Source organism: Methylobacterium sp. J-092 (assembly GCF_022829325.1).
GTDB lineage: Bacteria > Pseudomonadota > Alphaproteobacteria > Rhizobiales > Beijerinckiaceae > Methylobacterium.
In genome coordinates, this window is sequence record NZ_JAKSXU010000111.1 from 1 (window position 1) to 25,146 (window position 25,146).

The window sequence follows — 25,146 nt, forward strand, 5'->3', positions numbered from 1 at the left end:
CCTGCAAGGCCGTCTCCTGCAAGGCCGTCTCCTGCAAGGCCGTCTCCTGCAAGGCCGTCTCCTGCAAGGCCGTCTCCTGCAAGGCCGTCTCCTGCAAGGCCGTCTCCTGCAAGGCCGTCTCCTGCAAGGCCGTCTCAGGCAGGCCCGTCTCTGAAGTGGCCTGAACCGGCCGCCGTCCGTCCGTCATGGGCTGTTCCCGCCGCTCGACCCGAGCACGCCCTATAGCAGGCCGCGGGCCGAGCCGCCCCTGCGGCGATCGCCCGGGTGACGGAGCGGAGCGTCCGGAAAGCGTGCGATGCGACGCTTGTGCGGTTGCGCCTTTCACGACCTTGTGGTCTGACACCGCGATCGGATACCCGGGCCTCGCGCCTTCGGGGCGTCCATTCCGTCGAGCGACACCGCAAACCTCGTTCAAGCAAGATGCGGGCGGTCGACGGAGCGTAACGTGACCAAGGGGAGCCACGAGAGGCACATGCGGACGGCGCAGACGAAACACCGCTCCATGAGGGGGCTCGCCGCGTTCGGCGCGCTGCTCCTGACGTCGTCGCAGGCCCTGGCCGCCGGCATCGGCCAGCCCGAGCCCTGGCAGATGGACCGCCAGGTCCCCGTGACCGAGAACGCACGCGACATCCTCCAGTTCGAGTCGTGGGTGCACTGGCTGTCGCTGGCCATCTGCGTGTTCGTGCTCGGCCTGATCCTGTGGTGCATCTACCGCTTCAGCGAGAAGCGGAACCCGACGCCCTCGAAGACCACCCACAACACCCTGATCGAGGTGGCCTGGACCATCGTCCCGGTGCTCATCCTCGTCGCCGTCGCGATCCCGTCGTTCCGCCTGCTGCGCGTGCAGCTATCGGATCCGAAGTCCGACGTGATGATCAAGGTCACCGGCCACGCCTGGTACTGGTCCTACGAGTACCCCGCCGACCAGGGCGGCGGCTTCTCGTTCGATGCCAACATCGACGAGGACAAGCAGCCGCGGCTGCTGCAGACCGACAACGAGATGGTCGTTCCGGTGAACAAGATCGTCAAGATCCAGGTCACCGCCGCCGACGTCATGCATTCGTGGGCGATGCCGTCCTTCGGCTTCAAGATCGACGCCGTCCCCGGCCGCCTCAACCAGTTCTGGTTCAAGGCCGACCGCGAGGGCACCTATCACGGCCAGTGCTCCGAGCTCTGCGGCCAGCGCCACGCCTACATGCCGATCGTCGTCCGCGTCGTGAACGACGAGGCCTACGCAGCCTGGCTCGGCGAGGCCAAGACCAAGTACGCCCGCATCGACGACGGGTCCAAGCTCGCCGACGCCCGGTAGCGGGCGCGCTTCGGGCCGGCGCCGCGACGGCGCCGGCCCGACCCACCGAGATCTCGAGAGACACGCACAAGGCTCAGCTCAGATGGCAACCGCCGCAGCGCATGCAGGGGCCCACGAGGCCCACGACCACAAACCTTCGTTCTTCGCCCGCTGGTTCCTGTCGACGAACCACAAGGACATCGGCACGCTCTACCTGCTGTTCGCGTTCTGCGCGGGCATGATCGGCGCGTTCCTGTCCTTCGGCATCCGGATGGAGATGGAGGCGCCCGGCCTCCAGTACTTCTCCAATCCGCAGACGTACAACGTCTTCGTCACCGGCCACGGCCTCATCATGGTGTTCTTCATGGTGATGCCGGCGCTGATCGGCGGGTTCGGCAACTGGTTCGTGCCGCTGATGATCGGCGCGCCGGACATGGCCTTCCCGCGCATGAACAACATCTCGTTCTGGCTGACGGTGGCGGGCTTCTGCAGCCTGATCTGCTCGCTGTTCGTCGAGGGCGCGCCCGGCGCGTCCGGCGCCGGCACCGGCTGGACCGTCTACCCGCCGCTCTCCACCGCCGGCCATCCCGGCCCGGCCGTCGACTTCGCGATCTTCGCGCTGCACCTCTCCGGCGCCGGCTCGATCCTCGGGGCGATCAACTTCATCACGACCATCCTCAACATGCGCGCCCCCGGCATGACGCTGCACAAGATGCCGCTCTTCGCCTGGGCCGAGCTCGTCACCGCCTTCCTGCTGCTGCTGTCGCTCCCGGTCCTCGCCGGCGCGATCACCATGCTGCTCACTGACCGCAACTTCGGCACCACCTTCTTCGACCCCGCCGGCGGCGGCGACCCGATCCTGTACCAGCACCTGTTCTGGTTCTTCGGTCACCCCGAAGTGTACATCATGATCCTGCCGGCCTTCGGCATCGTCTCGCACATCATCGCCACGTTCTCGCGCAAGCCGGTCTTCGGCTACCTCGCGATGGCCTACGCGATGGTCGCGATCGGCGTCGTCGGCTTCGTCGTGTGGGCGCACCACATGTACACCGTCGGCCTGTCGCTGCAGACGCAGTCCTACTTCGTGTTCGCCACCATGGTGATCGCGGTGCCGACCGGCGTGAAGATCTTCTCCTGGATCGCGACGATGTGGGGCGGCTCGATCCGCTTCACCGCGGCGATGCACTGGGCGGTGGGCTTCATCTTCCTGTTCACGGTCGGCGGCGTCACCGGCGTCGTGCTCGCGAACTCGGCGGTCGATAAGTACCTGCACGATACCTACTACGTCGTCGCGCACTTCCACTACGTGCTCTCGCTCGGCGCCGTGTTCATTATCTTCGCCGGCATCTACTACTGGTTCCCGAAGATGACCGGCCACATCATCCCCGAATGGGCCGGCAAGCTGCACTTCTGGCTGGCCTTCATCGGCGCGAACATCCTGTTCTTCCCAATGCACTTCCTCGGGCTCGCCGGCATGCCGCGTCGCTACGCCGACTACCCGGAGGCGTTCGCGGGCTGGCACAAGGTCTCGACCTACGGCGGCCACATCTTCGGCCTCGGCATGATGGTGTTCGTGATCGGCGTCATCCTCGCCTTCCGCTCGAAGGAGCGGGCCGCGGACAACCCCTGGGGTCCCGGCGCAACCACCCTGGAGTGGACGCTGTCGTCGCCGCCGCCCTTCCACCAGTTCGAGACGCTGCCCCGCATCGTCGACGAGCCGGGTCACCATTAACCACTTCGCGGGGGCCGCATCGCGCGGCCCCCGCCCTTCCCCGGATCCTTCCCGCGAAGGGTCCCGGCAAGGGCGGTGCGACGGTCCGGTCTGAGCGGCGCTCGGTAGGATCCCCCCTTTTTCCGGGCGTGCGACGCCCGGACGTTTGGAACTGTTCCGGTTCGCGACTTCCCGTGCCGGATCGAGCGCTCCCGCCGCGCGGGCCCGAGCGCGAAAAGCAGAATGGTTGCGGTGTCCATGACCACCCTGTCGAACAGCCTGCCCGCCGGCGCGACGCCGGTCTCGGTCGTTGGCGGAGACGTGCCCGACTACTTCGCCCTGCTGAAGCCGCGGGTGATGGTGCTGGTGATCTTCACCGCCCTCGTCGGCATGGTGGTGTCGCACGGCCACGTGCCGCCGGCCGTCGCGGTGATCTCGCTACTGATGATCGCCATCGGCGCCGGCGCCTCGGGCTGCCTCAACATGTGGTGGGACGCCGACATCGACGCGATCATGACGCGCACCGCCAAGCGCCCGATCCCCGATGGCCGCATCCAGCCGAACGAGGCCCTGGCCTTCGGCCTCGTGCTCTCGGTCGGCTCGGTGATGGTGCTCGGGCTCGCCGCGAACTGGCTCTCGGCCGGGCTGCTCGCCTTCACCATCGTGTTCTACGCGGTGATCTACTCGATGTGGCTCAAGCGGGCGACCGCTCAGAACATCGTCATCGGCGGCGCCGCCGGCGCCCTCCCCCCGGTGATCGGGCAGGCGGTGGTGACCGGTTCGGTCGGCATCGAGTCGCTCGTGCTGTTCGCGATCATCTTCATCTGGACGCCGCCGCACTTCTGGGCGCTGGCCCTGGTGAAGGCCGGCGAGTACGCCAAGGCCGGAATCCCGATGATGCCGAACACCGCCGGCCCGACCTCGACCCGCCGCCAGATCATCTACTACACGCTGCTGCTCGCGCCGCTCGGCCTCTTGCCGGTCTGGCTCGGCTTCGCCGGCCTGCTCTACGCGGTGGTCGGCGTGCTGGGCGGCCTCGGCATGCTGGCCTTCAGCGTGCAGGTCTATCGCAACCGCGAGGGCGAGGCCGAGAAGAAGGCCGCCATGGGGATGTTCGGCTTCTCGATCCTCTACCTCTTCGTTCTGTTCTCGGCGCTGCTCGCCGAGCAGAGCCTCGGCCTGTTCCGCCCGGTCTTCGCCTGATGGAATACGATCCGCACGGCTTTCCCAAGATCGAGATGCGCCCCCTCACCCCCGAGGAGGAGGCGCGCCGGCGCAAGCGCTCGATCGCGATCGCCCTGGCGCTCGGCGCCATGGTGCTGCTGTTCTTCGTCCTGACGATCGCCAAGCTCGGGCCGCAGATCCTGAACCGGCCGCTCTGATGAGCACACCGAACACCGACAGGACGATGCTGCGCACCGCCTTCGCCTGCGGCGGCATGGCCGTGGGCATGATCGGCCTCGCCTTCGCGTCGGTGCCGCTCTACGACGCGTTCTGCAAGGCGACCGGCTACGACGGCACGCCGCGCCAGGGCCCGGCGCTCACCGCCGGCGTCGCCACCGACGACAGCATGGTCGTCCACTTCGACACCAACGTGTCTTCCTCGCTGTCGTGGCGGTTCAAGGCCGAGTCGCGCCGGGTCGAGGCGCATCTCGGCGAGACGAAGACCGTGTTCTTCCAGGTCAAGAACACCGGCACGACGCCGTCCACCGGCGTGGCGACCTTCAACGTGCAGCCCGGGCTGATGGGCAGCTACTTCGTCAAGATCGAGTGCTTCTGCTTCAAGGAGCAGACGCTCCAGCCGGGCGAGACGCTCGACGTGCCGGTGGTGTTCTACATCGATCCCGAGGTGCGCAAGGATTCGAACACCGCGCATCTCTCCGAGATGACGCTGTCCTACACCTACTTCGCGTCGAAGAACGGCGAGCCGGTCACGGCTGCGGTCGCCAACACGAGCACGGCCGGAAACAAGCGGGATTTCTGACCGTGCCGGGATTTCCCGGTGCGCGAAGCGTGACAACACGCGCCCGCCTCCGCTAAGGGTGCGGGTAGACCGGACGGGCCGGACGGCCCGAATTCGGCGTTCAGGGTAAGCGGACCGCGAGCCGGCGACGGCGCAGGACCGACGGGGTCGAGGAGAGACGGGTAAGATGGCCGAGGCGCACGCCAAGAATCACGACTTCCACATCCTCGCACCGAGCCCTTGGCCGCTCATCGGCGCCTTCTCCGGCTTCGTGATGGCCTTCGGCGCCGTGTTCTGGATGAAGAGCCTGCAGATCGGCACGCTCACCCCCGGCCCCTACATCTTCGGCGCCGGCTCGCTCGGCGTGCTCTACACCATGTTCTCGTGGTGGAAGGACGTGGTCCACGAGGCCAACCAAGGCGACCACACCCGCGTGGTGCAGCTTCATCACCGCTACGGCATGATGATGTTCATCGCCTCCGAGGTGATGTTCTTCGTCGCGTGGTTCTGGGCCTATTTCGAGGCGGCGCTCTACACCGCCGACCCGATCCAGGCCTCGCGCGTCGGCTTCACCGGCGGCGTCTGGCCGCCGAAGGGGATCGAGGCGTTCGACCCCTGGCACCTGCCGCTGCTGAACACCCTGATCCTGTTGACCTCCGGCACCACCGTGACCTGGGCCCACCACGCCCTGCTCCACGACGACCGCAAGGGCCTGAAGTACGGCCTGTGGCTGACCGTGATCCTCGGCGTGCTGTTCACCGCCTGCCAGGCCTACGAGTACGGCCATGCGCATTTCGGCTTCGCCGGCAGCATCTACTCGTCGACCTTCTTCATGGCGACGGGCTTCCACGGCGCGCACGTCCTCATCGGCACGATCTTCCTCGGGATCTGCCTGTACCGCGCCTATCTCGGGCAGTTCACGGTCAAGCAGCATCTCGGGTTCGAGTTCGCCGCCTGGTACTGGCACTTCGTCGACGTGGTGTGGCTGTTCTTGTTCGCGGCGATCTACGTCTGGGGTTCGGGCGCCGGGCACGCGGCGCACTGATCGCGATCGGGCAGGATCCCCTGTGACGCAGGGGGGACATGCATCGAAGGGCGGCTCCGGCCGCCCTTTTTCGTGTCCGGGCACCCATATCCTCGTTGAGGCCGACACGTGGTGCATCGCTGCGGGGCTTCACGTCATGCAAGGAACCTGAGCTTGGCCCGGACCTACACGCCACAAGCACCGATCTCGACCGGCCTGCGCGGCCGCTGCCCGCGCTGCGGCGAAGGCCACATGTTCAAGGGGTTCCTCACCGTCGCCCCCGCCTGCGAGGTCTGCGGCCTCGACTACGGCGCGTTCGATTCCGGCGACGGGCCGGCCTTCTTCGTGATGTCGATCGTCGGCATCCTCGTGGTCGGCCTCGCCCTGTGGATGGAGATCACCTACCAGCCGCCAATGTGGGTCCACGCGCTGGTGGCCGGATCGCTCTCGATCGGCCTCAGCCTGATCCTGGTCCGCCCGCTGAAGGGCATGCTGCTGGCCCTGCAATACACCAACAAGGCCGAGCAGGGACGCTTCGAGCCGTGACCGCGGCCGAGACCGCCTCGCGGACGCGCCCCGGCGCGATCCGCGACCTTGTCCCGCCGGCGCTCGCGACGCTGATGGCGCTCGCGATCCTCCTCGGCCTCGGGGTGTGGCAGCTCGAGCGCAAGGGCGAGAAGGAGGCGCTGATCGCCCGCATCGTCTCGCGCTCGCAGGCCGAGCCGGTGCCGCCGCCCGCCGACTGGAACCCGGCGCGCGACGAGTTCGAGCATGTCCGCGTCGGCGGCCGCTTCCTCAACGATCGCGAGACGCTGGTCCACGGGCTCGCGGCCGGCGAGACGCCGGGCCGCGCGCTGCAGGGCTACTATGTGATCACGCCGTTCCGGCGCGACGACGGCTCGATGGTGCTGGTCAACCGCGGCTTCGTGCCGACCGAGCTGAAGAACCAGGCCGACCGCCGCGACGGGCTCGTCGAGGGCGACACCACGATCGTCGGCCTGATGCGCGGCAGCGAGCCACGGACGATGTTCGTGCCGGCGCCCGATCCGGTGCGCAACGAGTGGTTCAACCGCGACGTGCCGGGCATCGCCGCGGCGCGCGGCTTCCCGGAGGCCGCCCCCTACCTGATCGAGGCGGATGCCGCGCCCGGCAGCCGGACCTGGCCGCGCGGCGGGCAGCTCCGGGTCGACCTGCCCAACAACCATCTGCAATACGCCTTCACCTGGTTCGGCATCGCCGCCTGCCTGCTCGGCGTCTTTTCCGTGTTTGCCTGGAAGCGCCTGAACGAGCCGGACGCGCCTTCCGGCGCCTGAGGCCGGGCTTGCGGCGGCGGCGACGCCGGCTACACTCGCTGCGTCCCATGGCGGAGTGATCCGATGCGCAGCTGGCTCGCCCTGTTCCTCGCCCTCGCCTTGACGTCGGCGCACGCGGCCGACGACGGCGCCCGCGAGGCGGCCCGCGCGGCGATCACCCGGCAGGCCGAGGCGCTGGTGCGCGACGACGCCGCCACCGCCTACGCCCAGGCCGCCCCGGCGATCCAGGGCATGTTTCCGACCGCCGACGTGTTCCTCGGCATGGTGCGCAACAACTACCGGCCGGTCTATCGGCACCGCACCTTCGTGTTCGGGCAGATGCAGGACCTCGGCGACGGGGCGCTCTCGCAGGACGTTGCGATCCAGGACGAGGACGGCGTCGACTGGACCGCCGTCTACAGCCTCGAGCGCGGCGCCGACGGAGCGTGGCGCATCAGCGGCTGCCGGCTGGTCAAGGCCGAGGGCACGAACGCCTGAACCCGCCTTGGCGGTCTTCGACACGCCCGACCGCATCGTGTAGAGGGGGCGCCTTCCCCGGAGGCCCCCGTGCTGCACGTCTCGACCCGCGGATCCGCCGCGCCGCTCTCGTTCTCCGATGCCCTGCTCGCCGGGCTCGCCCGCGACGGCGGCCTCTACGTGCCGGAGGCGTGGCCGACCTTGTCCGCGAGCGAGATCGCGGGTCTGGCCGGCAAGCGCTACGCCGACGCCGCCAAGCTGGTGCTGCGCCCCCTGATCGACGGCGAGATCGCGGATGCCGACCTCGACCGGATGATCGAGGAGGCCTACGCCACCTTCCGCCACCCGGCGATCTGCCCGCTGACCCAGCTCGACGACAACCTGTTTCTGCTCGAGCTCTTCCACGGCCCGACGCTCGCGTTCAAGGACGTGGCGATGCAGCTGCTCGGGCGGCTGATGGACCACGTGCTCCGCGCCCGCGGCAGCCGCGCCACCATCGTCGGCGCGACCTCGGGCGACACCGGCAGCGCCGCGGTCGAGGCCTTCGGCGGACTCGACCAGGTCGACATCTTCATCCTGTTCCCGCACGGCCGCGTCTCGGAGGTGCAGCGCCGGCAGATGACCTCGGTCGACGCGCCGAACGTCCACGCGCTCGCGGTCGACGGCAACTTCGACGACTGCCAGAACATGGTGAAGGCCATGTTCCAGCATGCCGACTTCGCCGACGCGGTGAAGCTCTCGGGCGTCAACTCGATCAACTGGGCCCGCGTCGCGGCGCAGGCCGTGTACTACTTCACCAGCGCGGTCGCGCTCGGCGCGCCGCACCGCAAGGTGTCGTTCGCGGTGCCGACCGGCAACTTCGGCGACGTGCTGGCCGGCTGGGTCGCCAAGCGCATGGGGCTGCCGATCGAGCGCCTGATGATCGGCACCAACGCCAACGACATCCTGGCGCGCACCCTCGAGCACGGCGTCTACGAGCTGCGCGGCGTCCAGGCCACGACCTCGCCCTCGATGGACATCCAGATCTCGTCGAACTTCGAGCGGCTGCTGTTCGAGGCGCTCGATCGCGACGCCGCCTCGCTCGGCCGCCTCATGTCCGGGCTCAAGCAGTCCGGCGGCTTCAACGTCGACGAGGGGGTGCTCGCCAAGGTGCGTGCCGAGTTCGACGCCACCGCCGTGTCGGAGCCCGACGTGATGGACGAGATCGCCCAGACCCACGCCGCCACCGGGCATGTGCTCGATCCCCACAGCGCCATCGGCGTGCGGGCCGCCCGCCGCCTGCTGCGGAAGGACCCGGCGACCCCGGTGGTGGCGCTGGCGACCGCGCACGCCGCCAAGTTCCCCGATGCGGTGAGCCGCGCCACCGGCGGCCTTCGCCCCGCCCTTCCCCCGCATCTCGCCGACCTGATGGACCGGCCCGAGCGCATGACGCGGGTCGGCAACGACCAGGCCGCGGTCGAGTCCCTGATCCGCGACCGCGCGCGCATCACGAGGGGCGCATGAACCAGCACTTCGCCACCCACGCCGCCTCCCCGGGCCTGCGCATCACCACCCTCGACAACGGCGTCACCGTCGCGACCGAAGCGATGCCGGGCGTGGCCACCGCGACGCTCGGCGTCTGGGTCGGGGCGGGATCGCGCCACGAGCGCCCGGACGAGAACGGCCTGAGCCACCTCATCGAGCACATGGCGTTCAAGGGCACGCGCACGCGCTCGGCCCGGGCCATCGCCGAGGACATCGAGAACCTCGGCGGCGAGATCAACGCCGCGACCTCGGCCGAGGGCACGAGCTACACCGCGCGGGTGCTCGGCGAGGATGTCGGCACCGCGCTCGACGTGCTCGGCGACATCCTGACCGATTCCGTGTTCGACGCGGGCGAGCTCGCCCGCGAGAAGGGCGTGATCCTGCAGGAACATGCCGGGATCGAGGACACGCCGGACGACGTGGTCTACGACGCCTTCACCGAGGCCGCTTTCCCCGGGCAGCCGATCGGGCGCCCGATCATCGGCCGGCCGGAGACCATCCGGAGCTTCGACGAGGCCGGCATCCGCGCCTATCTCGCCCGCGAATACACCCCCGACCGCTTCGTGGTCGCCGCCGCCGGCGCCGTCGAGCACGAGGCCTTCGTCGCGTCGGCCGAGCGCCATTTCGGCGCCATGCCGAGGTCGAGCGCGCCCGAGGCGATCCCCGGGACCTATGCCGGCGGCGAGCGCCGCATGCCGAAGAAGCTCGAGCAGGCCAACGTGGTGATCGGCCTGCCCGGCCTGTCGTTCCGCGACGACGCCTACTACGCGCTGCACATGTTCTCGCAGGTGCTCGGCGGCGGGCTGACCTCGCGGCTCTGGCAGGAGGTGCGCGAGACCCGTGGCCTCGCCTACGAGATCCAGGCGTTTCACTGGCCGTTCTCCGATTGCGGGCTGTTCGGCATCGGCGCGGCGACCTCCGGCGCGGACCTGCCCGAGCTCGTCGAGGTGACGCTGTCGGCGACCGCGCGCGCGGCACGCGACCTCGACACCGTCGAGATCGCCCGCGCCAAGGCGCAGCTGAAGGTCTCGCTGCTGTCTGCGCTGGAGACGCCCGGCGGCCGGATCGAGCGCAACGCGCGCCAGATCCTCGCCTGGGGCCGCGTGATCCCGGCCGAGGAGGTGATCGCCAAGGTCGACGCCGTCACGGTGGACCACGTGCGCGCGGCCGGCCTCGCGGTCCTCGCCGGGACGCCGACGCTCGCCGCCATCGGCCCGATCAAAAAGCTCCCGTCCCTCGACCGGATCACGGCGGTGCTGCGCGCCGCCTGAGCGAGACCGGGGACGACACGCCCGCGCTGCGACCGAAAACTTGTTTTGGCCGCAAAAGCGGGCGATCCCCGGCCCGGACGATCGCGTATGCCAGCGGTGGGTGACGCCGGCCGCCGGGCCTCTACCGCCTTGCTCCAGGTTAATCCCGCCTCTACCACTGCGCGGAACCTGAGCCGTACTCGCCGCCGTACCCGGCCGGAACACTCGCCCGTTGCGCATCCTCGCCCTTTATCTCGCACTCTTCTGCGGCCTTCTGCTCAGCGGTTCCGCTCGGGCCGTGGAGGCGGTGCGGGTCACCCTCGACGCGCCGGTGATCGACCTGACGACGGCGATCGAGCGCTACCGCTCGGACGGCGACCTGATCCAGATCTCGACGGCACCGGGCAAGGACGGCATCGTCCGCCGCATCGTCGTGAAGGCGCGCGATGCCGGCGCGCGGCCCGACTGGATGGTGTTCGCGCTCACCAACGACACCGACGAGCAGATCGAGCGCATCCTCGTCGCGCCGCATTTCCGGCTGGTCGATTCCGGCGTGGTCTGGCCCGATCTCGGCGGCTCGCGCATCGCGGCGATCACCGCGAGCCAGGGCATCCGGCCCGAGCGCAACGAGAACCCGGAAGCCGACGAGTTCGTCATCACCCTCGATCCCGGCACGACGATCACCTACGTCGCCGAGCTGCGCGGCCCGAACATCCCGCAGGTGCACCTCTGGGATCAGGACGCCTACCGCAAGAAGGCCGCCGGCCTGACGCTCTACAAGGGCATCATCATCGGCATCAGCGGCCTGCTGGCGCTGTTCCTCACCATCGTCTTCGTGGTCAAGGGCGCGATCATCTTCCCCGCGGCGGCCGCGCTCGCCTGGTCGGTCCTGGCCTATGCCTGCATCGATTTCGGTTTCCTGCAGCGGGTCTTCCCGGTCACCGAGCTGGCGGAGCGGGTCTACCGCGCCTCGGCGGAGGCGGTGCTGGCCGCGACGCTGCTGGTGTTCCTGTTCGCCTACCTCAACCTCTCGCGCTGGCACGTGCGCTACAGCCACGTCGCGTTCTTCTGGCTGACCTTCCTGGCAGGGCTCGTCGGCCTCGCCCTGTTCGATCCGCCGGTGGCGGCGGGCGTCGCGCGCATCTCGATCGCCGCGGTCGCCGGGGTCGGGCTGCTGCTGATCGCCTACCTCGCCGCCCATAACGGCTACGACCGCGCCATCCTGCTCGTCCCGACCTGGACGCTGCTCGTCGTCTGGGTCACGGCCGCCGGCTTCGCGGTGACCGGCCAGATCGGCAGCGAGCTGACCCAGCCGGCGCTGATCGGCGGCCTCGTGCTGATCGTCATGCTGATCGGCTTCACGGTGATGCAGCACGCCTTCGCCGGCGGCGGCCTCACCCACGCCCTCGTCTCCGACACCGAGCGCCGGGCGCTGGCGCTCACCGGCGCTGGCGACGTGGTGTTCGACTGGGACGTGCCGGGCGACCGGGTCTTCGCCGGCCAGGAGATCGAGGTCCAGCTCGGCCTCAAGCGCGGCGCATTGGAGGGGCCGGCCGCGAACTGGCTCGGGCTGCTGCACCCGTTCGACATCGAGCGCTACTCGGCCACCCTCGACACCATGATCGAGGAGCGGCGCGGCCGCATCGTGCACGATTTCCGCCTGCGCACCTCGGGCGGGGCCTATTACTGGTACCGCCTCAAGGCCCGCCCGGTGATCGGCAACGACGGCGAGGTGATCCGCATCGTCGGCACCATCGCCGACGTCACCGAGATCAAGACCGCCGAGGAGCGCCTCCTGCACGACGCCGTGCACGACAGCCTCACCGGCCTGCCGAACCGCGAGCTGTTCGGCGACCGTCTCGATGCCGCGATCGCCTTCGCGAGCCAGGACCCGCGGCTGAAGCCGACGGTGATCGTCCTCGACATCGACCGGTTCAAGGGCATCAACGACGCGATCGGCCTCTCGGCCGGCGACTCGATCCTGCTCACCCTGTCGCGCCGCCTCGGCCGCCTGCTGCGGCCGCAGGACACGCTGGCGCGCGTGGCCGGCGACGAGTTCGCGGTCATCCTGCTGTCGGAACGCGATTCGGACCGCATCCTGGCCTTCGCGGAGATGATCCGCCGCGCCATCGCGACGCCGATCACCTATGCCGACCGCGAGATCTTCCTCACCGTCTCGATCGGCCTGGCGCTGCACGAGACCGGCGCCAGCCTCAAGCGCGACGAGGTGTTCAAGAACGCCGAGACCGCGATGGTCCAGGCCAAGCGCGGCGGCGGCGACCGCATCGAGGTGTTCCGCGCCGACATGCGCGCCGAGCGCTCGGACCGGCTGATGCTGGAGAGCGACCTCCGCCGCTCGCTCGAGCGCAACGAGATGAAGGTGCTGTTCCAGCCGGTCGTCCGCCTGGAGGACCGCACGGTGGCCGGCTTCGAGGCGATCCTGCGCTGGGATCACCCCAAGCTCGGGCGCATCCCGCCGGCCACCTTCATGCCGGTCGCGGAAGAGAGCGGGTTCGTCGTCAACCTCGGGATCTTCGCCCTCGAACGGACCGCGCTGGAGCTCGCCGCATGGCAGCGCTCGCTCGAGGTCGACCCGCCGATCTTCGCCTCGGTCAACGTCTCGTCGCGCCAGCTGCTGCGGCACGACCTGCTGCACGACGTGAAGACGGTGCTCGCCCGCTCCGGCGTGATCCCGGGCTCGCTCAAGCTCGAGCTCACCGAGAGCCTGGTGATGGAGAACCCCGAATACGCCGCGCAGATGCTGACCCGCATCCACGATCTCGGCGCCGGGCTCTCGCTCGACGATTTCGGCACCGGCTACTCGGCGCTGTCCTACCTGCAGCGCTTCCCATTCGACACGATCAAGATCGACCAGTCCTTCGTCCGCCAGATGGCCTCGGGCAAGACGGCGATCCTGCGCTCGATCGTGCGGATGGCCAACGAGCTCAACCTCGCCATCGTCGCCGAGGGTGCGGAGTCCGAGGCCGACGCCCAGGCCTTGGCCGAGCTCGGCTGCGACTACGCGCAGGGCTACGCCTTCGGCGAGCCGATGACGATGCTGCAGGCCCGCCAGCTCGTGGGGGCGGCACCGGAAGCCGCGTGATCGGGGTTTCATCCCCAGGTCGATTGCTCCGGCGTCCCGAACTCTTGCACCCCCGTCCCGCGGTCCCCCTTCGCGTTGAAGCCAAGCTTTCGGCACCCTAACGCTCGATCGCCGGCCGATCCCGCAGAACCATGCGCGGACGGAGGGCCGATGGGGCTGTCGACATCATGAAAAAACTTCTCTTCTCCGCCGAAGGCCGGATCGGGCGCGCGACCTTCTGGAAGGGCATCCTCGGCTCGGTGTTCGGCGCCATCATCGTCGCGTCCGCGCTGAACTACGTGCTGGCCCAGATGATCCCGAACGAGGCCGCCGCAGGGGAAGGCTTCAAGGTCGATGGGCCGGCAGCGATCCCGTTCGTAATCCTGAACCTCCTCACCACGGTCTTCATCGTCTGGTCGTCGGTCTGCCTCGGGATCAAGCGCTACCACAACCGCGACAAGCCCGGCGTCTGGGTGCTGCTCTCGCTCATTCCGCTCGGCAACCTCTGGTACTTTATCGAGACCGGGTTCCTGCGGGGCACGGTCGGCCCGAACACGTTCGGCCCCGACCCGCGCGGCCGCGGCGTCGCGACGTCCGCGGGCCTGTCTCCGGCGATCTGACGCCGCGCGATCGATGCTGCGACGATCCCGAATCGGTGACGTCGCAGCGTTTCCGCGCGACGATGCGCACCCATTTCGGTCGGCGCCGGGTGCGCAGCCGAATTTTTAGAAGGCGGACGGGCGCCATGCTCGCCCGTCGCCGACCGGAGGAATCGGCGCGTGACAACCGCGATTTAAGCCTCCCTTAACCATGCCGACGGAAGGTTGTGTGGAGAAATGGCAGGGCGCACGACGCCCCTGCCGCGTGCTGGAGAACGGTGATGGCCGAAGCGGCAAGGCGGTTTCGCGAGACGAGCGGATCCGATGTGGTACGCCGGCTGATCGCGCGCCCGATCCGCCTCGACGCGCCGCGCAGCGCCGCGCCGACCGCGTACGCGATGCCGGCTTATGAGCCGGCCGACGCCCGGCTCGAGGCCGCGTTCGCCACCTCGGAGCACGAGATGGCGGCCCTCGAAGACCTCGAATTCCAGGACGAGACCTTCGACGGCGAGCCCGAGGAGGACGTCGTCGAGCGGCTTCAGGCCGAGATGGCGGTGATGAAAGCCATCCTGATGGCCGAGCGGGCCGAGGCGGCTTCCCTACGCGCCCGGATGGCGCTGCACGTCGAGCCGGAGCCGATCGGCGCGGAGGCGCGTGCCACCCGCGAGCGCTGGGCCGGCATGGTCGATCGCCTGCTGATGTCCCCGCGCTGATCGCCGCCATCCTCATGACATTCGGGAGACGACCATGAGCGCGCGCTGCTCGCTCGTCGTCAACGGCAAGTCCGTCCGCATCGCCACCGGCGACACCCCGCTCGATGCGGCGGTCGCCGACGGCATGATCGCGACCGCCCAGGCGACCCACGGCGCCGCCGTTCCGGGACAGGGAGCGACTCCCGGAGCGCGCCGCGTCCCGGGCCGCCGCGAGCGGGTCGACCCGATCAAGCTGGCGCTTCCGGCCGGCCCTTCGATCCACGCGCATGCGGAGGAGCCGGCCCCGGCGGTCGCGATGCGCACCGGCACCGTCACCGAGGTCCGCGCGCTCACGGCGCATGTGATCGAGCTCGTCGTCACGGTGAGCAAGGACCTGCCGCTCGGCCCCGGCGCCCAGGTCGCGCTCGCGCTGGACGGCGTCGGCCTGCGCACCCTGTGCCCGACGCTGCGCGTCGACGGCTCGGCGGAACTCAACGAGCTGGTGTTCCACCTCGCGCGGGACGAGGACGGCTGGTCGCTCGCCGATTCGCTGCCGCTGCATTCCGAGGTGAAGATCCGCGGCCCGGTCGGACGCGCGCAGTACCGCCCCGGCGGCGGACGCCTCGTGCTGGTGTCGGCCGGCTGCGGCTTTGGGCAGATCTGGTCGATCGCCCGCGCCGCCCGCTACATCGAGCCGACCCGCGACCTCTGCGTCGTCGTCGGCGCGCGCGATCCGCTGGATCTCTACATGCGCGAGAGCCTAGAATGGCTGCGGGCCACGGGCGTCGGGCGCATCGTGCTCAGCGCCGACCGCAGCCGCCAGCGGCCGCCGGACGTGCGGCCCGGACCGCTCACAGCCCACCTGCCGGCTTTGCGCGCCACGGACGTGGTGCACGTGGCCGGCGACAGCTCGACGGTCGGCGCGGTGCAGGTTCTCGCGGCTGCCGTAGGCGCACGATGCTATCCGGTCCTGGTCGACGCGTAGATCGCCCAGGCGCGCGTCTCGTTCTCGCTTTGCGACACGAGCCACCCTGAGCCTGAGCGGCTGGCGTGTGCAGCGATTCTCTTGAAGGCGCCCGCCCTTCCCTCCCCCGCAGGAGGGGAGGGAAAACCGCGGCGAGAGGCGTCCCCCTCGACCTGCACCCGCCAGATCTCCTGCGCGTATTCCCGCATCGACCGGTCCGACGAGAACCAGGCCATCCGCGCCGTGTTGCGGATCGCCTTGGCCCACCAGCCGGCCTGGTCCTTCCAGGCGGCGTCGATCTCGCGCTGGACCCGCCAGTAATCGTCGAAGTCGACGGTGAGCAGGTACTGGTCGCGGTGGCGCAGGTCGTCGGTCAGCGGCCGGAAGCGGTTCGGCTCGTCCGGCGAGAACCGGCCCGAGGCGATCATGTCGAGGGCGGCGGCCAGGCGCGGCGAGGCCTGGATCGCGTCGCGCGCGTAGTTGGTCTCGGCGATGCGGGCCTGAACGCCGGCGGCGTCGAGCCCGAAGATGAAGATGTTGTCCGCACCGACATGGTCGCGGATCTCGATGTTGGCGCCGTCGAGCGTGCCGACCGTGAGCGCGCCGTTGAGCGCCAGCTTCATGTTGCCGGTGCCCGACGCCTCCATGCCCGCGGTCGAGATCTGCTCGGAGAGGTCGGCGGCCGGAATGATCGCCTCGGCGAGGCTCACCGAATAGTTCGGCAGGAACACCACCTTCAGGCGGTCGGCGACCTCGGGGTCGTCGTTGACGGCCTTGGCCACGTCCAGCGCCAGCTTGATGATCAGCTTGGCCTGGCTGTAGCTCGGGGCCGCCTTGCCGCCGAAGATCTTGACGCGGGGCGTCCAGTCCTTGTGGGGCTCGGCCTTGATCGCCTGGTAGAGCGCCACCGTCTCGATGACGTTGAGAAGCTGGCGCTTGTATTCGTGGATGCGCTTGATCTGCACGTCGAACAGCGCCGAGGGGTCGACGTCGATCCCGGTGCGCTCGGCGATGATCCCGGCCAGCGCCTGCTTGCGGCTGAAGCGGGCCGCCGCGTAGCGCTTCACGAAGGCCGGATCCTCGGCGAAGGCGTCGAGCCCGCGCAGCAGGCCGGGATCGTCGAGGACGCCGGGCCCGACCGCTTCCACCGCGAGGCGGGTCAGGCCGGGATTGGCGTTGTGCAGCCAGCGGCGGAAGGTGATGCCGTTGGTCTTGTTGACGATCTTGTCGCCGTCGAGCGCGTGCAGGTCGCGGAACACCGTCGAGCGCATCAGATCGGTGTGGAGCGCCGAGACGCCGTTCACCCGGCGCGCGCCGTGGAAGGCCAGGTGCCCCATCCGCACCCGGCGCCCCTGCGATTCGTCGATCAGCGAGACCGAGGCGAGGTGGGCGGCGTCGTGGCGGCCGTGGCGGCCCTGCTCCTCAAGGTGCATCCAGTTGATCAGGTAGATGATCTGCATGTGGCGCGGCAGCAGCCGCTCCATCAGCTCCACCGGCCAGGTCTCGAGCGCCTCCGGCAGCAGGGTGTGGTTGGTGTAGTTCAGCGTGTTGGTCGTGACGTGCCAGGCATCGTCCCACTGCAGCCCGTGATCCTCCAGCAGGATGCGCATCAGCTCGGGCACGGCGATGGCCGGGTGCGTGTCGTTGAGCTGGATCGCGGCGTGGTCGTGCAGCGAGCGAACGTCGCCGCGCTCGGCCACGTGCCGCCGGACGAGGTCCTGCAGCGAGGCTGAGGTGAAGAAGTATTCCTGGCGCAGGCGCAGCTCCTGGCCGGCGGTCGAGGAGTCGCTCGGGTACAGCACCCGCGAGATCGCCTCGGCGCGCATCCGGCTGGAGACCGCGCCGACATGGTCGCCGCCGTTGAACTGCGCCAGATCGACCGGCGCCTCGCTTTCGGCCTTCCACAGGCGGAGCGTGTTCACGGTCTTTCCCCGCCAGCCGACGACGGGCACGTCGTGCGCCACCGCGAGCACCGTCTCGGCCGGATGCCAGTGCCGGCGGATCACGCCGTCCGAGACCGCCGCCATGGCGACGTGGCCGCCGAAGCCGATCGCGTAGGTCGCGTCCGGACGCACGAACTCCCAGGGGTTGCCCTCCGCGAGCCAGGTCTCGGGTGCCTCGCGCTGCCAGCCGTCCTCGAAGGTCTGGCGGAACAGGCCGTGGTCGTAGCGGATGCCGTAGCCGATCGCCGGGATGCCGATGCTCGCCATGCTCTCCATGAAGCAGGCGGCGAGGCGGCCGAGGCCGCCATTGCCCAGAGCCGCGTCGGGCTCGGCGCCCTCGACGGTGCCGAGGTCGACGCCCAGGCTCTGCAGGGCGGCACGCGTGGTCTCGACCAGGCCGAGATTGTTCATCGCGTCCGACAGGAGCCGGCCGATCAGGAATTCGAGGGAGAGATAGTAGACCCGCTTGTTCGGTACCGACGGGTCTGCGGCCTGGCAGGCGTCGACGATCCGGTCGCGCAGCGCGAGGGCGGTGGCCGCGAACCAGTCGCGCTCCCGCGCCGTCTCGGCAGACTTGCCGATCGCGTAGGCGAGCTTGGCGCGGATCGCTTCGCGGAGGTCGGCGACGGCATCGCCCGAGGCGGGCTGCGCCGGCTTGTCCCACACCTGCGGTTCACGGAACGGCACGGTGCTCGTCCGATCCGGCGCGTCGGATCGCTCGTCGCCGGGTACGGGTGCCAAGATAGCGTCTTTCAGCACGTGCAATCCCCCATCGTCGGCCCCGGCGCGTCTTCGCGTCTCGGGAGCGCCGCTTGCGTTCGTCGGCGGCGATCGACCCCTGTCTCGGATCGACGATCCTGCGGTCGCTCACCGGTCTTGTCGAGGCGTCGCTAGGGCTCGATCCCGTCGATGGCGGCGATCTGATTCGCCTTTGTGTCCTTTCAGACACAAGCACCGTCGCACCGAAACCCGACAGGACTTTGTCACGCCGGTGTTGAACTCCGGGTGAACCGTACCCCCGTCGCCTCCCGCCGGCGAAAACGCTAAAGCCGAGCCAGTCAACTTCGGGGATATCGCTCATGGCCGGCACGGTCTGGTGGAAGCGCGGCACGGTCTACCAAGTCTATCCGCGCTCCTTCCAGGACACGGACGGCGACGGGATCGGCGACCTGCCCGGCATCACCGCCCGGCTCGAGCATCTCGCCTGGCTCGGGGTCGACGCGGTCTGGATCTCGCCGATCTACCCGTCGCCGATGGCCGACTACGGCTACGATGTGGCCGACTATTGCGGGATCGACCCGCTGTTCGGCACGCTGGCCGATTTCGACGCCCTGGTCGCGGAAGCGCATCGGCGGCGGCTGAAGGTGATTCTCGACTTCGTGCCGAACCACAGCGCTATCACACATCCCTGGTTCGCGGAAAGCCGCGCGTCGCGCGCGAACCCGCGGCGCGACTGGTACATCTGGCGCGATCCGGCCCCGGATGGTGGGCCGCCGAACAACTGGCTCAGCAACTTCGGCGGACCGGCCTGGACCCTCGATCCGGCCACCGGGCAATACTACTACCACGCCTTCCTGAGGGAGCAGCCCGACCTGAACTGGCGCAACCCGGCGGTGCGGGCGGCGATGCACGACGCCCTCCGGTTCTGGCTCGAGCGCGGCGTCGACGGGTTCCGCGTCGACGTGATCTGGCACCTGATGAAGGATGCCGGATTCCGCGACAATCCGGCCAATCCCGACTTCTCGCCCGAGCAGCCGGAGATCAACCGCTTCGCCCAGGTCTACTCCGCCGACCGCCCCGAGGTGCTCGACGTCATCGCCGAGATGCGCGCGGTGCTGCGCCCCTACGGCGAGCGGGTGCTGATCGGCGAGATCTACCTGCCGATGGAGCGGCTGATGGCCTATTACGGCCTGGACCTCTCCGGCGCCGACATGCCGTTCAACTTCCAGCTGATCCAGACGCCGTGGAGCGCGGAGGCGGTGTCCGACCTCGTTGAGAACTACGAAGCCGCGCTGCCCGACGGCGGCTGGCCGAACTGGGTGCTCGGCAACCACGACCAGCCGCGCATCGCGGCCCGCGTCGGGGCGGACCAAGCGCGGATCGCGGCGATGCTGCTGCTGACGCTGCGCGGCACGCCGACGCTGTATTACGGCGACGAGATCGGCCTGGCCCACGTGCCGATCCCGGCCGACCGCGTCCGCGATCCGTGGGAGCGGAACGAGCCCGGACACGGCCGCGATCCCGAGCGGACGCCGATGCAGTGGGACGGCGAGGTCCATGCCGGCTTCTCGACGGTGGAACCGTGGCTGCCGCTCTCCGGCGATGCGGCGGCCCGGAACGTCGACGCGCTCCGCGACGATCCGACCTCGATCCTCACCCTGTACCGGCGCCTCCTCGCGCTGCGGCGCGAGCACGCGGCGCTTTCGGTAGGCGCGTATCGCGGCATCGCGACCGAAGCGGCCGAAGTGTTCGCCTATGAGCGGTTCGGCGATGACGGCGCGTTCCGCATCCTGCTGAACTTCGGCGGCGCCTCGCACATGCTGGCCCTGCCCGCCGACGAGACCTGGACGGTGCTTCTCTCGACCCGCGGACATCGTGGCGGCGATGGCGCGGTCGCTTCCATCGCGCTCGGGCCGGACGAGGGGCTGATCCTGCAGAAGCGCTGAAACCACGAACCTAAATGCCGCAGTGCAATGCGATGAACCGCGCATTAACGATCTGCCTGGCCTAGATTGTGCGTCGCAGCGGAAACCCGGCGGAGCACGAGGGCGTTGGCAATGTCGAGATCGGCTGCGGATGGAACGGTGCGCCAGGACCGATCCGCACGGCGCGGAAACCCATCGATGGTCGAGCCCCACGCGTACCACCCGGCCGCCGCGAACCTCGATCGGCCGATCCTGACGCCGTCGCACGCCCTGCCCGACCTTCGCACCGCACTCCAGCCCCGCATCCTCTACGCGACGCCGGAGATGGCCGATTTCGTGAAGACCGGCGGTCTCGGCGAGGTCGCCGGCGCGCTGCCGCGGGCGCTGCGCAAGCACTACGACGTCCGCGTCCTGATCCCCGGCTACCGGCAGGTGGTCGACGCGTTTCCAAACATGCCCGTCGTGGCGCGGCTCGACGGCTTCGCCGGCGTCCCGCCCTGCGACCTCGGCCTCGTCGAGACCGGCGACGGACTACGCATCTACGTCCTGCTCAGCCCCGGCCTCTACGAGCGCGAGGGAACTCCCTACGGCAACGCCGACGGCGACTTCCCCGACAACGACCTGCGCTTCGCCCGGCTGAGCCTCGCCGCCGCCGAGATCGCGCAGGGCGCCGACCCGGCCTGGGCGGCCGATCTCCTTCACCTCAACGATTGGCAGTCGGCCCTCGCCCCGGCCTATCTCGCCTGGCGCCGGATCCGCGTGCCGAGCGTGCTGACGATCCACAACCTCGCCTACCAGGGCCTGTTCCCGCGCGAGACGATGGCGCGCCTCGGCATGCCCGAGGACGCCTTCGACATGAACGGCGTCGAGTTCTACGGGCAGCTCTCGTTCCTCAAGGCCGGCCTGTACTACGCCACCCACGTCACCACCGTGAGCGAGACCTACGCCCGCGAGATCCTGACGCCGGATTCGGGCTGCGGCCTCGACGGGCTGCTGCGCACGCGCGCGGCGCAGGGGCGGCTCGCGGGCATCCTCAACGGCATCGACGAGAGCTGGGACCCGCGGACCGATCCGCACCTCGCGACGCGGTTCGAGGCCGACGACTGGAAGGGCAAGCGCGCCAACGCGGAATCGGTGCGGCGCCAGTTCGGGCTCGCGGTCTCGCGCGGACCGCTCTTCGCCATCGTCTCGCGGCTCGTGCACCAGAAGGGCATCGACCTCTCGATCCAGGCGGCCGAGACCATCGTCGCGGAGGGCGGGCAGCTCGTGGCCATCGGCCAGGGCGAGGCGCGGTTCGAGGATGCGCTGCGCGGCCTCGCCCGGCGGCACCCCGATTCGGTCGGCGTCCATGTCGGGTTCGAGGAGCGCGACGCGCGGCGGATGTTCGCCGGAAGCGACTTCCTGCTGATGCCGTCGCGTTTCGAGCCCTGCGGCCTCGCGCAGATGTACGCCCAGCGCTTCGGCTCGCTGCCGATCGTGCGCCGCACGGGCGGCCTCGCCGACACGGTCGAGGACGGCGTCACCGGCTTCACCTTCGCCGACACCTCGTCGAAGGGCTTCACCGGGGCCGTCCGCCGAGCGCTCGACACCTTCGGCCAGAAGAAGCGCCTGAACGCCATGCGCCGCACGGCGATGTCGCGCACCTTCGGCTGGGACGATGCCGCGGCCAATTACGGCACCCTCTACGGCCGCGCCTTCGGCAACGGCGCCGCCCTGCGCTGGCGCGCGGCCTGACCCGAGCCGCCGCTCACAGGGCTACGATCGGGACCACGACGAGGCCGAGGGCCGCGACGGCGACCGCCGCGTAGCGGACGAGGCGTCGGGGGGGCGCGACGCCCGCCTCGGCATCGGGCCTCAGGACCAGCGCGAAGATCGGCAGGATCGGCAGCAGGTAGCGTCCCTGGGGCCCGTCGATGCGCGGATCGCCGACATTGGTCCAGCTGAGATACTGCGAGATCAGGACGAGCCATAAGGCGAGCGCGGCGGCGAGCACCAGCAGCGCGAGGGTGGCGCCGCTTCCGGGGGCTCGCCCGGTGCCGGCCAGGGCCGCCGCGAGGGCGAGAATCCACAGCGCGTGCAGCACCACCGGAAGGTGGCGGTCGTGCCAGCGCAGGATGCCGACGACGCCCTCGGTCATCGTCGCGGCGTGCTTCACCGTCAGCAGGAAGCACGCCGGCACGGTCAGGAAGCGCATCGGCTCCGCGATCAGCACCCGAAGCTGCGCCGCCGGGTCGGTGCCGTGGAAGGTGGCCGGACGGTCGCCGGGCCAGAGTGGGCCGGCCTCGTAGGGCGGCCGGGGAACCGGGGTCGCGATCGTCGCGGTGGCGTATGCGGTCCAGAGCGCGGCCGGCAGGACGACCGCCGCGACCGCAGCCAGGCGCGAAAGCAGGCCGGCGCCGATCCGGCGCCCGGTTCCGCGCGGGAGCGGCAGGAGCAGGATCAGCGCGATCGGAGCGTAGGGCGGCTTCGCCAGGAGGATCAGCGCGATCAGGATGGCGGCGCCGGCGAAGCGTCGCCGCGCCCGCGGGTCGTCCGGCTCATGGGTGAGCAGCGCGACGGCCAGGATCGCGACGGCGACGATCAGCCCGTCCTGGTTGAACGAGGCGGCGAGCGACAGGGTCATCGGCAACACGAGGAGGGCGAACAGCCAGGCCCGGCCGCGGCGTGCCACCGCGAGGGCGCAGAGGCCGATCAGCGCATAGGCTGCCACGTCGAACAGGCGCCCGAGCCGGGCGGATGCCCGGGCCGACAGGTCGAGGGCATGACCGATCCCGAGGCCGGCGGCCGACGGCAGGTAGAAGACGGGGAAATAGGTGGCGATCGTGTAGAGCGGCGCGAAGGCGCCGGTCCGGCGCCAGGGCCCGGTGCCGACGGCCGGATCGACGGGCGGCGCCGCGATCTTGGCGTTGTGCGGCATGCGGGTGCGCGCCAGCTCTTCCCAGACGGGATCGACCCGGACGCCCGCCGCCATCGCGGATCGCCCGTCGGGGCCGACGATGGTCTCGCGATGCCCGACGATCTGCCCGTCGACGAGGCTCGCCGCGCGCATGAGGTGGGCGGGCTCGTCCGCCACCTCGCCGAGGGGGATCACCAGCGCCAGCACCAGGCAGAGCGGCATCGCCAGGAGCAGGAACGCACCGAGCCAGAGACGGAGGTCGTCGGCTGCGCGGCCGGAAACCGAGCCGAGGGTCATCGCTCGGCGCCCTCGAACGGCCCGAGCGCGCTGCGCAGCCTCATCGTCAGGCCGAGGTTCGCCGCGATCCCGATCCCGAGGAGGATCGGCGAGAGCCATGCCGTTCCGCCGGTCGCGGCCAGGACGCCGCTGCGCCCGGCCGCGCCCGTGAGGACGCAGACGAAGAGGCCGGGCAAGGCTGCGAGCGTGCCGATGGCGTAGGCGCCCGCGTGCACGGTGGTGAGGCTCAGGGCGAAGCTCGTCGGCGCGAACGGCAGGATCGGCGACAGGCGGATCAGGCCGACCGCCTTCCAACCGTCGGCAACGATCATCCGGTCGATGGCAGCCAGCCGGCGGCCGCCTGAAACCCAGCCCGCGAGGTGCGGGCGGAGCCACGACCGGCCGATGGCGAAGCTCGCGCCCGCGCCGAGCAGCGTCCCCGCCGTCGCGAGGGCGAAACCGAGGCCGGGCCCATAGAGCGCGCCCGCCGCCACGCCGATGAGGGAGGCCGGCAGGATCCCGACGGTGGCGACGAGGGTCTGCGCGAGGACGAGGCAGGCCCATCCGGCCACGCCGAAGGCCGCACCGGCGCTCATCGCTGCGTTGAGCAGGTCGAGGATCGTTCCGGGGAAGACCGCTCCGAGCACGATCGGGACCGCGATCGCAGCCAGCAGCACCCCGCCCGCCAGGACGAGGCGGGTACGTGCGGCGTTCATCGCCGCGGCGTCCCGGTGGGGGCGAAGAGCGGTTCCCGGCGGATCCCGAGGCGGTGCAGGCGGTAGGCGAAGGCCGTCCGCAGCACGCCGAAGCCGTAGACGACGCTGCGGCGGAAATTGATCGACGAGGCTTCGGGGAAGTACCGCGTCGGGCAGGAGATCTCGCCGATCCGGAACTCGGCCTGCATCGCCAGGGCGAGCATCTGGTTGTCGAACACGAAGTCCTCCGAGCAGCGGTCGAGGGGGATCGTCTCGATCACCGTGCGGCTCCAGGCGCGGTAGCCGGAGTGATATTCCGAGAGCTTCTGGCCCATGAGGAGGTTCTGCAGCAGCGTCAGCACGCGGTTGGCGACGTACTTGTACCGCGGCATGCCCCCGACGAGGGCGCCCTTGCCGAGGATGCGGGAGGCGAGGACCGCATCGTACTCGCCCGAGACGATCATCGAGGCCATCGCGGTGACCAGGCGCGGCGCGTACTGGTAGTCGGGGTGGAGCATGACGACGATGTCGGCGCCCCGCGCCAGCGCCGCCTCGTAGCAGGTCTTCTGGTTGCCGCCGTAGCCGCGGTTGCGCTCGTGCCGAATGGTGTGGATGCCGAGGCCCTCGGCGATAAGGGCGGTCCGGTCGCGGCTCGCGTCGTCGATCAGGATGATGTCGTCGACGATGTCCTTGGGGATGTCGTCGAACGTCTTCTGAAGGGTCGCGGCCGCGTTGTAGGCCGGGAGGACGACGGCGATCTTCTGTCCGTGAAGCATGGATCCTGCTGACGTCGGCGCGCTTCGGGACGGTCCGTCGCGCTTGTGG

General features: G+C 69.9%; 22 protein-coding genes. 17 read left to right on the forward strand and 5 right to left on the reverse strand.

The window, feature by feature from the left end; all coding sequences use genetic code 11:
- Positions 1-187: hypothetical protein (locus MKK60_RS12250; RefSeq protein WP_243986118.1), on the reverse strand; the 187-nt coding region annotated here is incomplete at its 3' end.
- Positions 188-472: 285 nt separating this feature from the next.
- Between MKK60_RS12250 and coxB the strand changes: the two genes are divergently transcribed.
- The 15 genes from coxB to MKK60_RS12325 all read left to right on the forward strand — a co-directional run bounded on the left by coxB (position 473) and on the right by MKK60_RS12325 (position 15,887).
- A complete protein-coding gene (gene coxB, locus MKK60_RS12255; RefSeq protein ID WP_147725192.1) occupies positions 473-1,309 on the forward strand; it encodes a cytochrome c oxidase subunit II in 837 nt (278 codons plus the stop codon).
- 82 nt (positions 1,310-1,391) lie between these two features.
- Positions 1,392-3,020 (forward strand): cytochrome c oxidase subunit I, encoded by a 1,629-nt coding sequence (gene ctaD, locus MKK60_RS12260; RefSeq protein WP_147725193.1) that lies wholly within the window; start codon positions 1,392-1,394, stop codon positions 3,018-3,020.
- Positions 3,021-3,257: 237 nt separating this feature from the next.
- Positions 3,258-4,202, forward strand: a complete 945-nt coding sequence (locus tag MKK60_RS12265; RefSeq protein ID WP_243935525.1) for a heme o synthase — start codon at positions 3,258-3,260, stop codon at positions 4,200-4,202.
- Positions 4,202-4,381, forward strand: a complete 180-nt coding sequence (locus tag MKK60_RS12270; protein ID WP_147725195.1) for a hypothetical protein — start codon at positions 4,202-4,204, stop codon at positions 4,379-4,381. The genes MKK60_RS12265 and MKK60_RS12270 overlap by 1 nt, the downstream gene beginning before the upstream one ends.
- Positions 4,381-4,983 carry a cytochrome c oxidase assembly protein gene (locus MKK60_RS12275; protein WP_243986119.1) on the forward strand — a complete coding sequence of 201 codons (603 nt, stop codon included), beginning with the start codon at positions 4,381-4,383 and terminating at the stop codon, positions 4,981-4,983. The genes MKK60_RS12270 and MKK60_RS12275 overlap by 1 nt, the downstream gene beginning before the upstream one ends.
- Positions 4,984-5,149: 166 nt before the next feature.
- Positions 5,150-6,007, forward strand: coding sequence for a cytochrome c oxidase subunit 3 (locus MKK60_RS12280; RefSeq protein WP_147725199.1), 858 nt, complete (start codon positions 5,150-5,152; stop codon positions 6,005-6,007).
- 153 nt (positions 6,008-6,160) lie between these two features.
- On the forward strand, positions 6,161-6,532 hold the full coding sequence (locus MKK60_RS12285; protein WP_243935313.1) for a DUF983 domain-containing protein: 372 nt from the start codon (positions 6,161-6,163) through the stop codon (positions 6,530-6,532).
- A 74-nt stretch (positions 6,533-6,606) separates the two neighbouring features.
- Entirely contained in the window at positions 6,607-7,299 is a 693-nt protein-coding gene (locus MKK60_RS12290; protein WP_243986328.1) for an SURF1 family protein, read from the forward strand.
- 63 nt (positions 7,300-7,362) lie between these two features.
- The gene (locus MKK60_RS12295) at positions 7,363-7,776 is read left to right on the forward strand and encodes a DUF4864 domain-containing protein (RefSeq protein WP_243945788.1); all 414 of its coding nucleotides are present in this window, start codon (positions 7,363-7,365) and stop codon (positions 7,774-7,776) included.
- 69 nt (positions 7,777-7,845) lie between these two features.
- Positions 7,846-9,258, forward strand: coding sequence for a threonine synthase (gene thrC / locus MKK60_RS12300; RefSeq protein ID WP_243986120.1), 1,413 nt, complete (start codon positions 7,846-7,848; stop codon positions 9,256-9,258).
- Entirely contained in the window at positions 9,255-10,550 is a 1,296-nt protein-coding gene (locus MKK60_RS12305; RefSeq protein ID WP_243986124.1) for a M16 family metallopeptidase, read from the forward strand. Before thrC ends, MKK60_RS12305 begins: the two co-directional genes overlap by 4 nt.
- 211 nt (positions 10,551-10,761) lie before the next feature.
- A complete protein-coding gene (locus tag MKK60_RS12310) occupies positions 10,762-13,632 on the forward strand; it encodes an EAL domain-containing protein (protein ID WP_147725207.1) in 2,871 nt (956 codons plus the stop codon).
- Between the two features lie 167 nt (positions 13,633-13,799).
- Complete coding sequence (locus MKK60_RS12315) at positions 13,800-14,231, forward strand: DUF805 domain-containing protein (protein WP_243986125.1); 432 nt, start codon at positions 13,800-13,802, stop codon at positions 14,229-14,231.
- A gap of 305 nt (positions 14,232-14,536) precedes the next feature.
- Positions 14,537-14,923, forward strand: coding sequence for a hypothetical protein (locus MKK60_RS12320; RefSeq protein ID WP_243986126.1), 387 nt, complete (start codon positions 14,537-14,539; stop codon positions 14,921-14,923).
- Between the two features lie 34 nt (positions 14,924-14,957).
- Positions 14,958-15,887 carry a ferredoxin--NAD(+) reductase gene (locus MKK60_RS12325; RefSeq protein ID WP_187274634.1) on the forward strand — a complete coding sequence of 310 codons (930 nt, stop codon included), beginning with the start codon at positions 14,958-14,960 and terminating at the stop codon, positions 15,885-15,887.
- Here MKK60_RS12325 and MKK60_RS12330 read toward each other — a convergent pair.
- Positions 15,863-18,496 (reverse strand): glycogen/starch/alpha-glucan phosphorylase, encoded by a 2,634-nt coding sequence (locus MKK60_RS12330; RefSeq protein WP_243986330.1) that lies wholly within the window; start codon positions 18,494-18,496, stop codon positions 15,863-15,865. The two genes, MKK60_RS12325 and MKK60_RS12330, sit on opposite strands and share 25 nt — an antisense overlap.
- Positions 18,497-18,888: 392 nt before the next feature.
- On the opposite strand from MKK60_RS12330, the gene MKK60_RS12335 reads away from it, so the two are divergent.
- Both MKK60_RS12335 and glgA read left to right on the forward strand, forming a co-directional pair.
- Positions 18,889-20,475 carry an alpha-amylase family glycosyl hydrolase gene (locus tag MKK60_RS12335; protein WP_243986135.1) on the forward strand — a complete coding sequence of 529 codons (1,587 nt, stop codon included), beginning with the start codon at positions 18,889-18,891 and terminating at the stop codon, positions 20,473-20,475.
- A gap of 177 nt (positions 20,476-20,652) precedes the next feature.
- Positions 20,653-22,188 (forward strand): glycogen synthase GlgA, encoded by a 1,536-nt coding sequence (glgA, locus tag MKK60_RS12340; RefSeq protein WP_243986137.1) that lies wholly within the window; start codon positions 20,653-20,655, stop codon positions 22,186-22,188.
- 13 nt (positions 22,189-22,201) lie between these two features.
- Here glgA and MKK60_RS12345 read toward each other — a convergent pair whose 3' ends face one another.
- The 3 genes from MKK60_RS12345 to MKK60_RS12355 are packed head-to-tail and all read right to left on the reverse strand — an operon-like array spanning position 22,202 to position 25,097.
- Entirely contained in the window at positions 22,202-23,647 is a 1,446-nt protein-coding gene (locus tag MKK60_RS12345) for a DUF2142 domain-containing protein (protein ID WP_243986140.1), read from the reverse strand.
- The gene (locus MKK60_RS12350; RefSeq protein WP_243986142.1) at positions 23,644-24,342 is read right to left on the reverse strand and encodes a TVP38/TMEM64 family protein; all 699 of its coding nucleotides are present in this window, start codon (positions 24,340-24,342) and stop codon (positions 23,644-23,646) included. The genes MKK60_RS12345 and MKK60_RS12350 overlap by 4 nt, the downstream gene beginning before the upstream one ends.
- Positions 24,339-25,097 (reverse strand): glycosyltransferase family 2 protein, encoded by a 759-nt coding sequence (locus tag MKK60_RS12355; RefSeq protein ID WP_147858102.1) that lies wholly within the window; start codon positions 25,095-25,097, stop codon positions 24,339-24,341. Before MKK60_RS12355 ends, MKK60_RS12350 begins: the two co-directional genes overlap by 4 nt.
- Positions 25,098-25,146: the final 49 nt, after the last annotated feature.

Coding starts and splice junctions, on each gene's coding strand:
- MKK60_RS12315 (WP_243986125.1), top strand. CDS start 13,800: ATGAAAAAACTTCTCTTCTCCGCCGAAGGCCGGATCGGGCGCGCGACC.
- MKK60_RS12290 (WP_243986328.1), top strand. CDS start 6,607: ATGGCGCTCGCGATCCTCCTCGGCCTCGGGGTGTGGCAGCTCGAGCGC.
- coxB (WP_147725192.1), top strand. CDS start 473: ATGCGGACGGCGCAGACGAAACACCGCTCCATGAGGGGGCTCGCCGCG.
- MKK60_RS12325 (WP_187274634.1), top strand. CDS start 14,958: ATGAGCGCGCGCTGCTCGCTCGTCGTCAACGGCAAGTCCGTCCGCATC.
- glgA (WP_243986137.1), top strand. CDS start 20,653: ATGGTCGAGCCCCACGCGTACCACCCGGCCGCCGCGAACCTCGATCGG.
- MKK60_RS12350 (WP_243986142.1), bottom strand. CDS start 24,342: ATGAACGCCGCACGTACCCGCCTCGTCCTGGCGGGCGGGGTGCTGCTG.
- MKK60_RS12295 (WP_243945788.1), top strand. CDS start 7,363: ATGCGCAGCTGGCTCGCCCTGTTCCTCGCCCTCGCCTTGACGTCGGCG.
- MKK60_RS12305 (WP_243986124.1), top strand. CDS start 9,255: ATGAACCAGCACTTCGCCACCCACGCCGCCTCCCCGGGCCTGCGCATC.
- MKK60_RS12280 (WP_147725199.1), top strand. CDS start 5,150: ATGGCCGAGGCGCACGCCAAGAATCACGACTTCCACATCCTCGCACCG.
- MKK60_RS12345 (WP_243986140.1), bottom strand. CDS start 23,647: ATGACCCTCGGCTCGGTTTCCGGCCGCGCAGCCGACGACCTCCGTCTC.
- MKK60_RS12355 (WP_147858102.1), bottom strand. CDS start 25,097: ATGCTTCACGGACAGAAGATCGCCGTCGTCCTCCCGGCCTACAACGCG.
- MKK60_RS12275 (WP_243986119.1), top strand. CDS start 4,381: ATGAGCACACCGAACACCGACAGGACGATGCTGCGCACCGCCTTCGCC.
- MKK60_RS12270 (WP_147725195.1), top strand. CDS start 4,202: ATGGAATACGATCCGCACGGCTTTCCCAAGATCGAGATGCGCCCCCTC.
- MKK60_RS12335 (WP_243986135.1), top strand. CDS start 18,889: ATGGCCGGCACGGTCTGGTGGAAGCGCGGCACGGTCTACCAAGTCTAT.
- ctaD (WP_147725193.1), top strand. CDS start 1,392: ATGGCAACCGCCGCAGCGCATGCAGGGGCCCACGAGGCCCACGACCAC.
- MKK60_RS12265 (WP_243935525.1), top strand. CDS start 3,258: ATGACCACCCTGTCGAACAGCCTGCCCGCCGGCGCGACGCCGGTCTCG.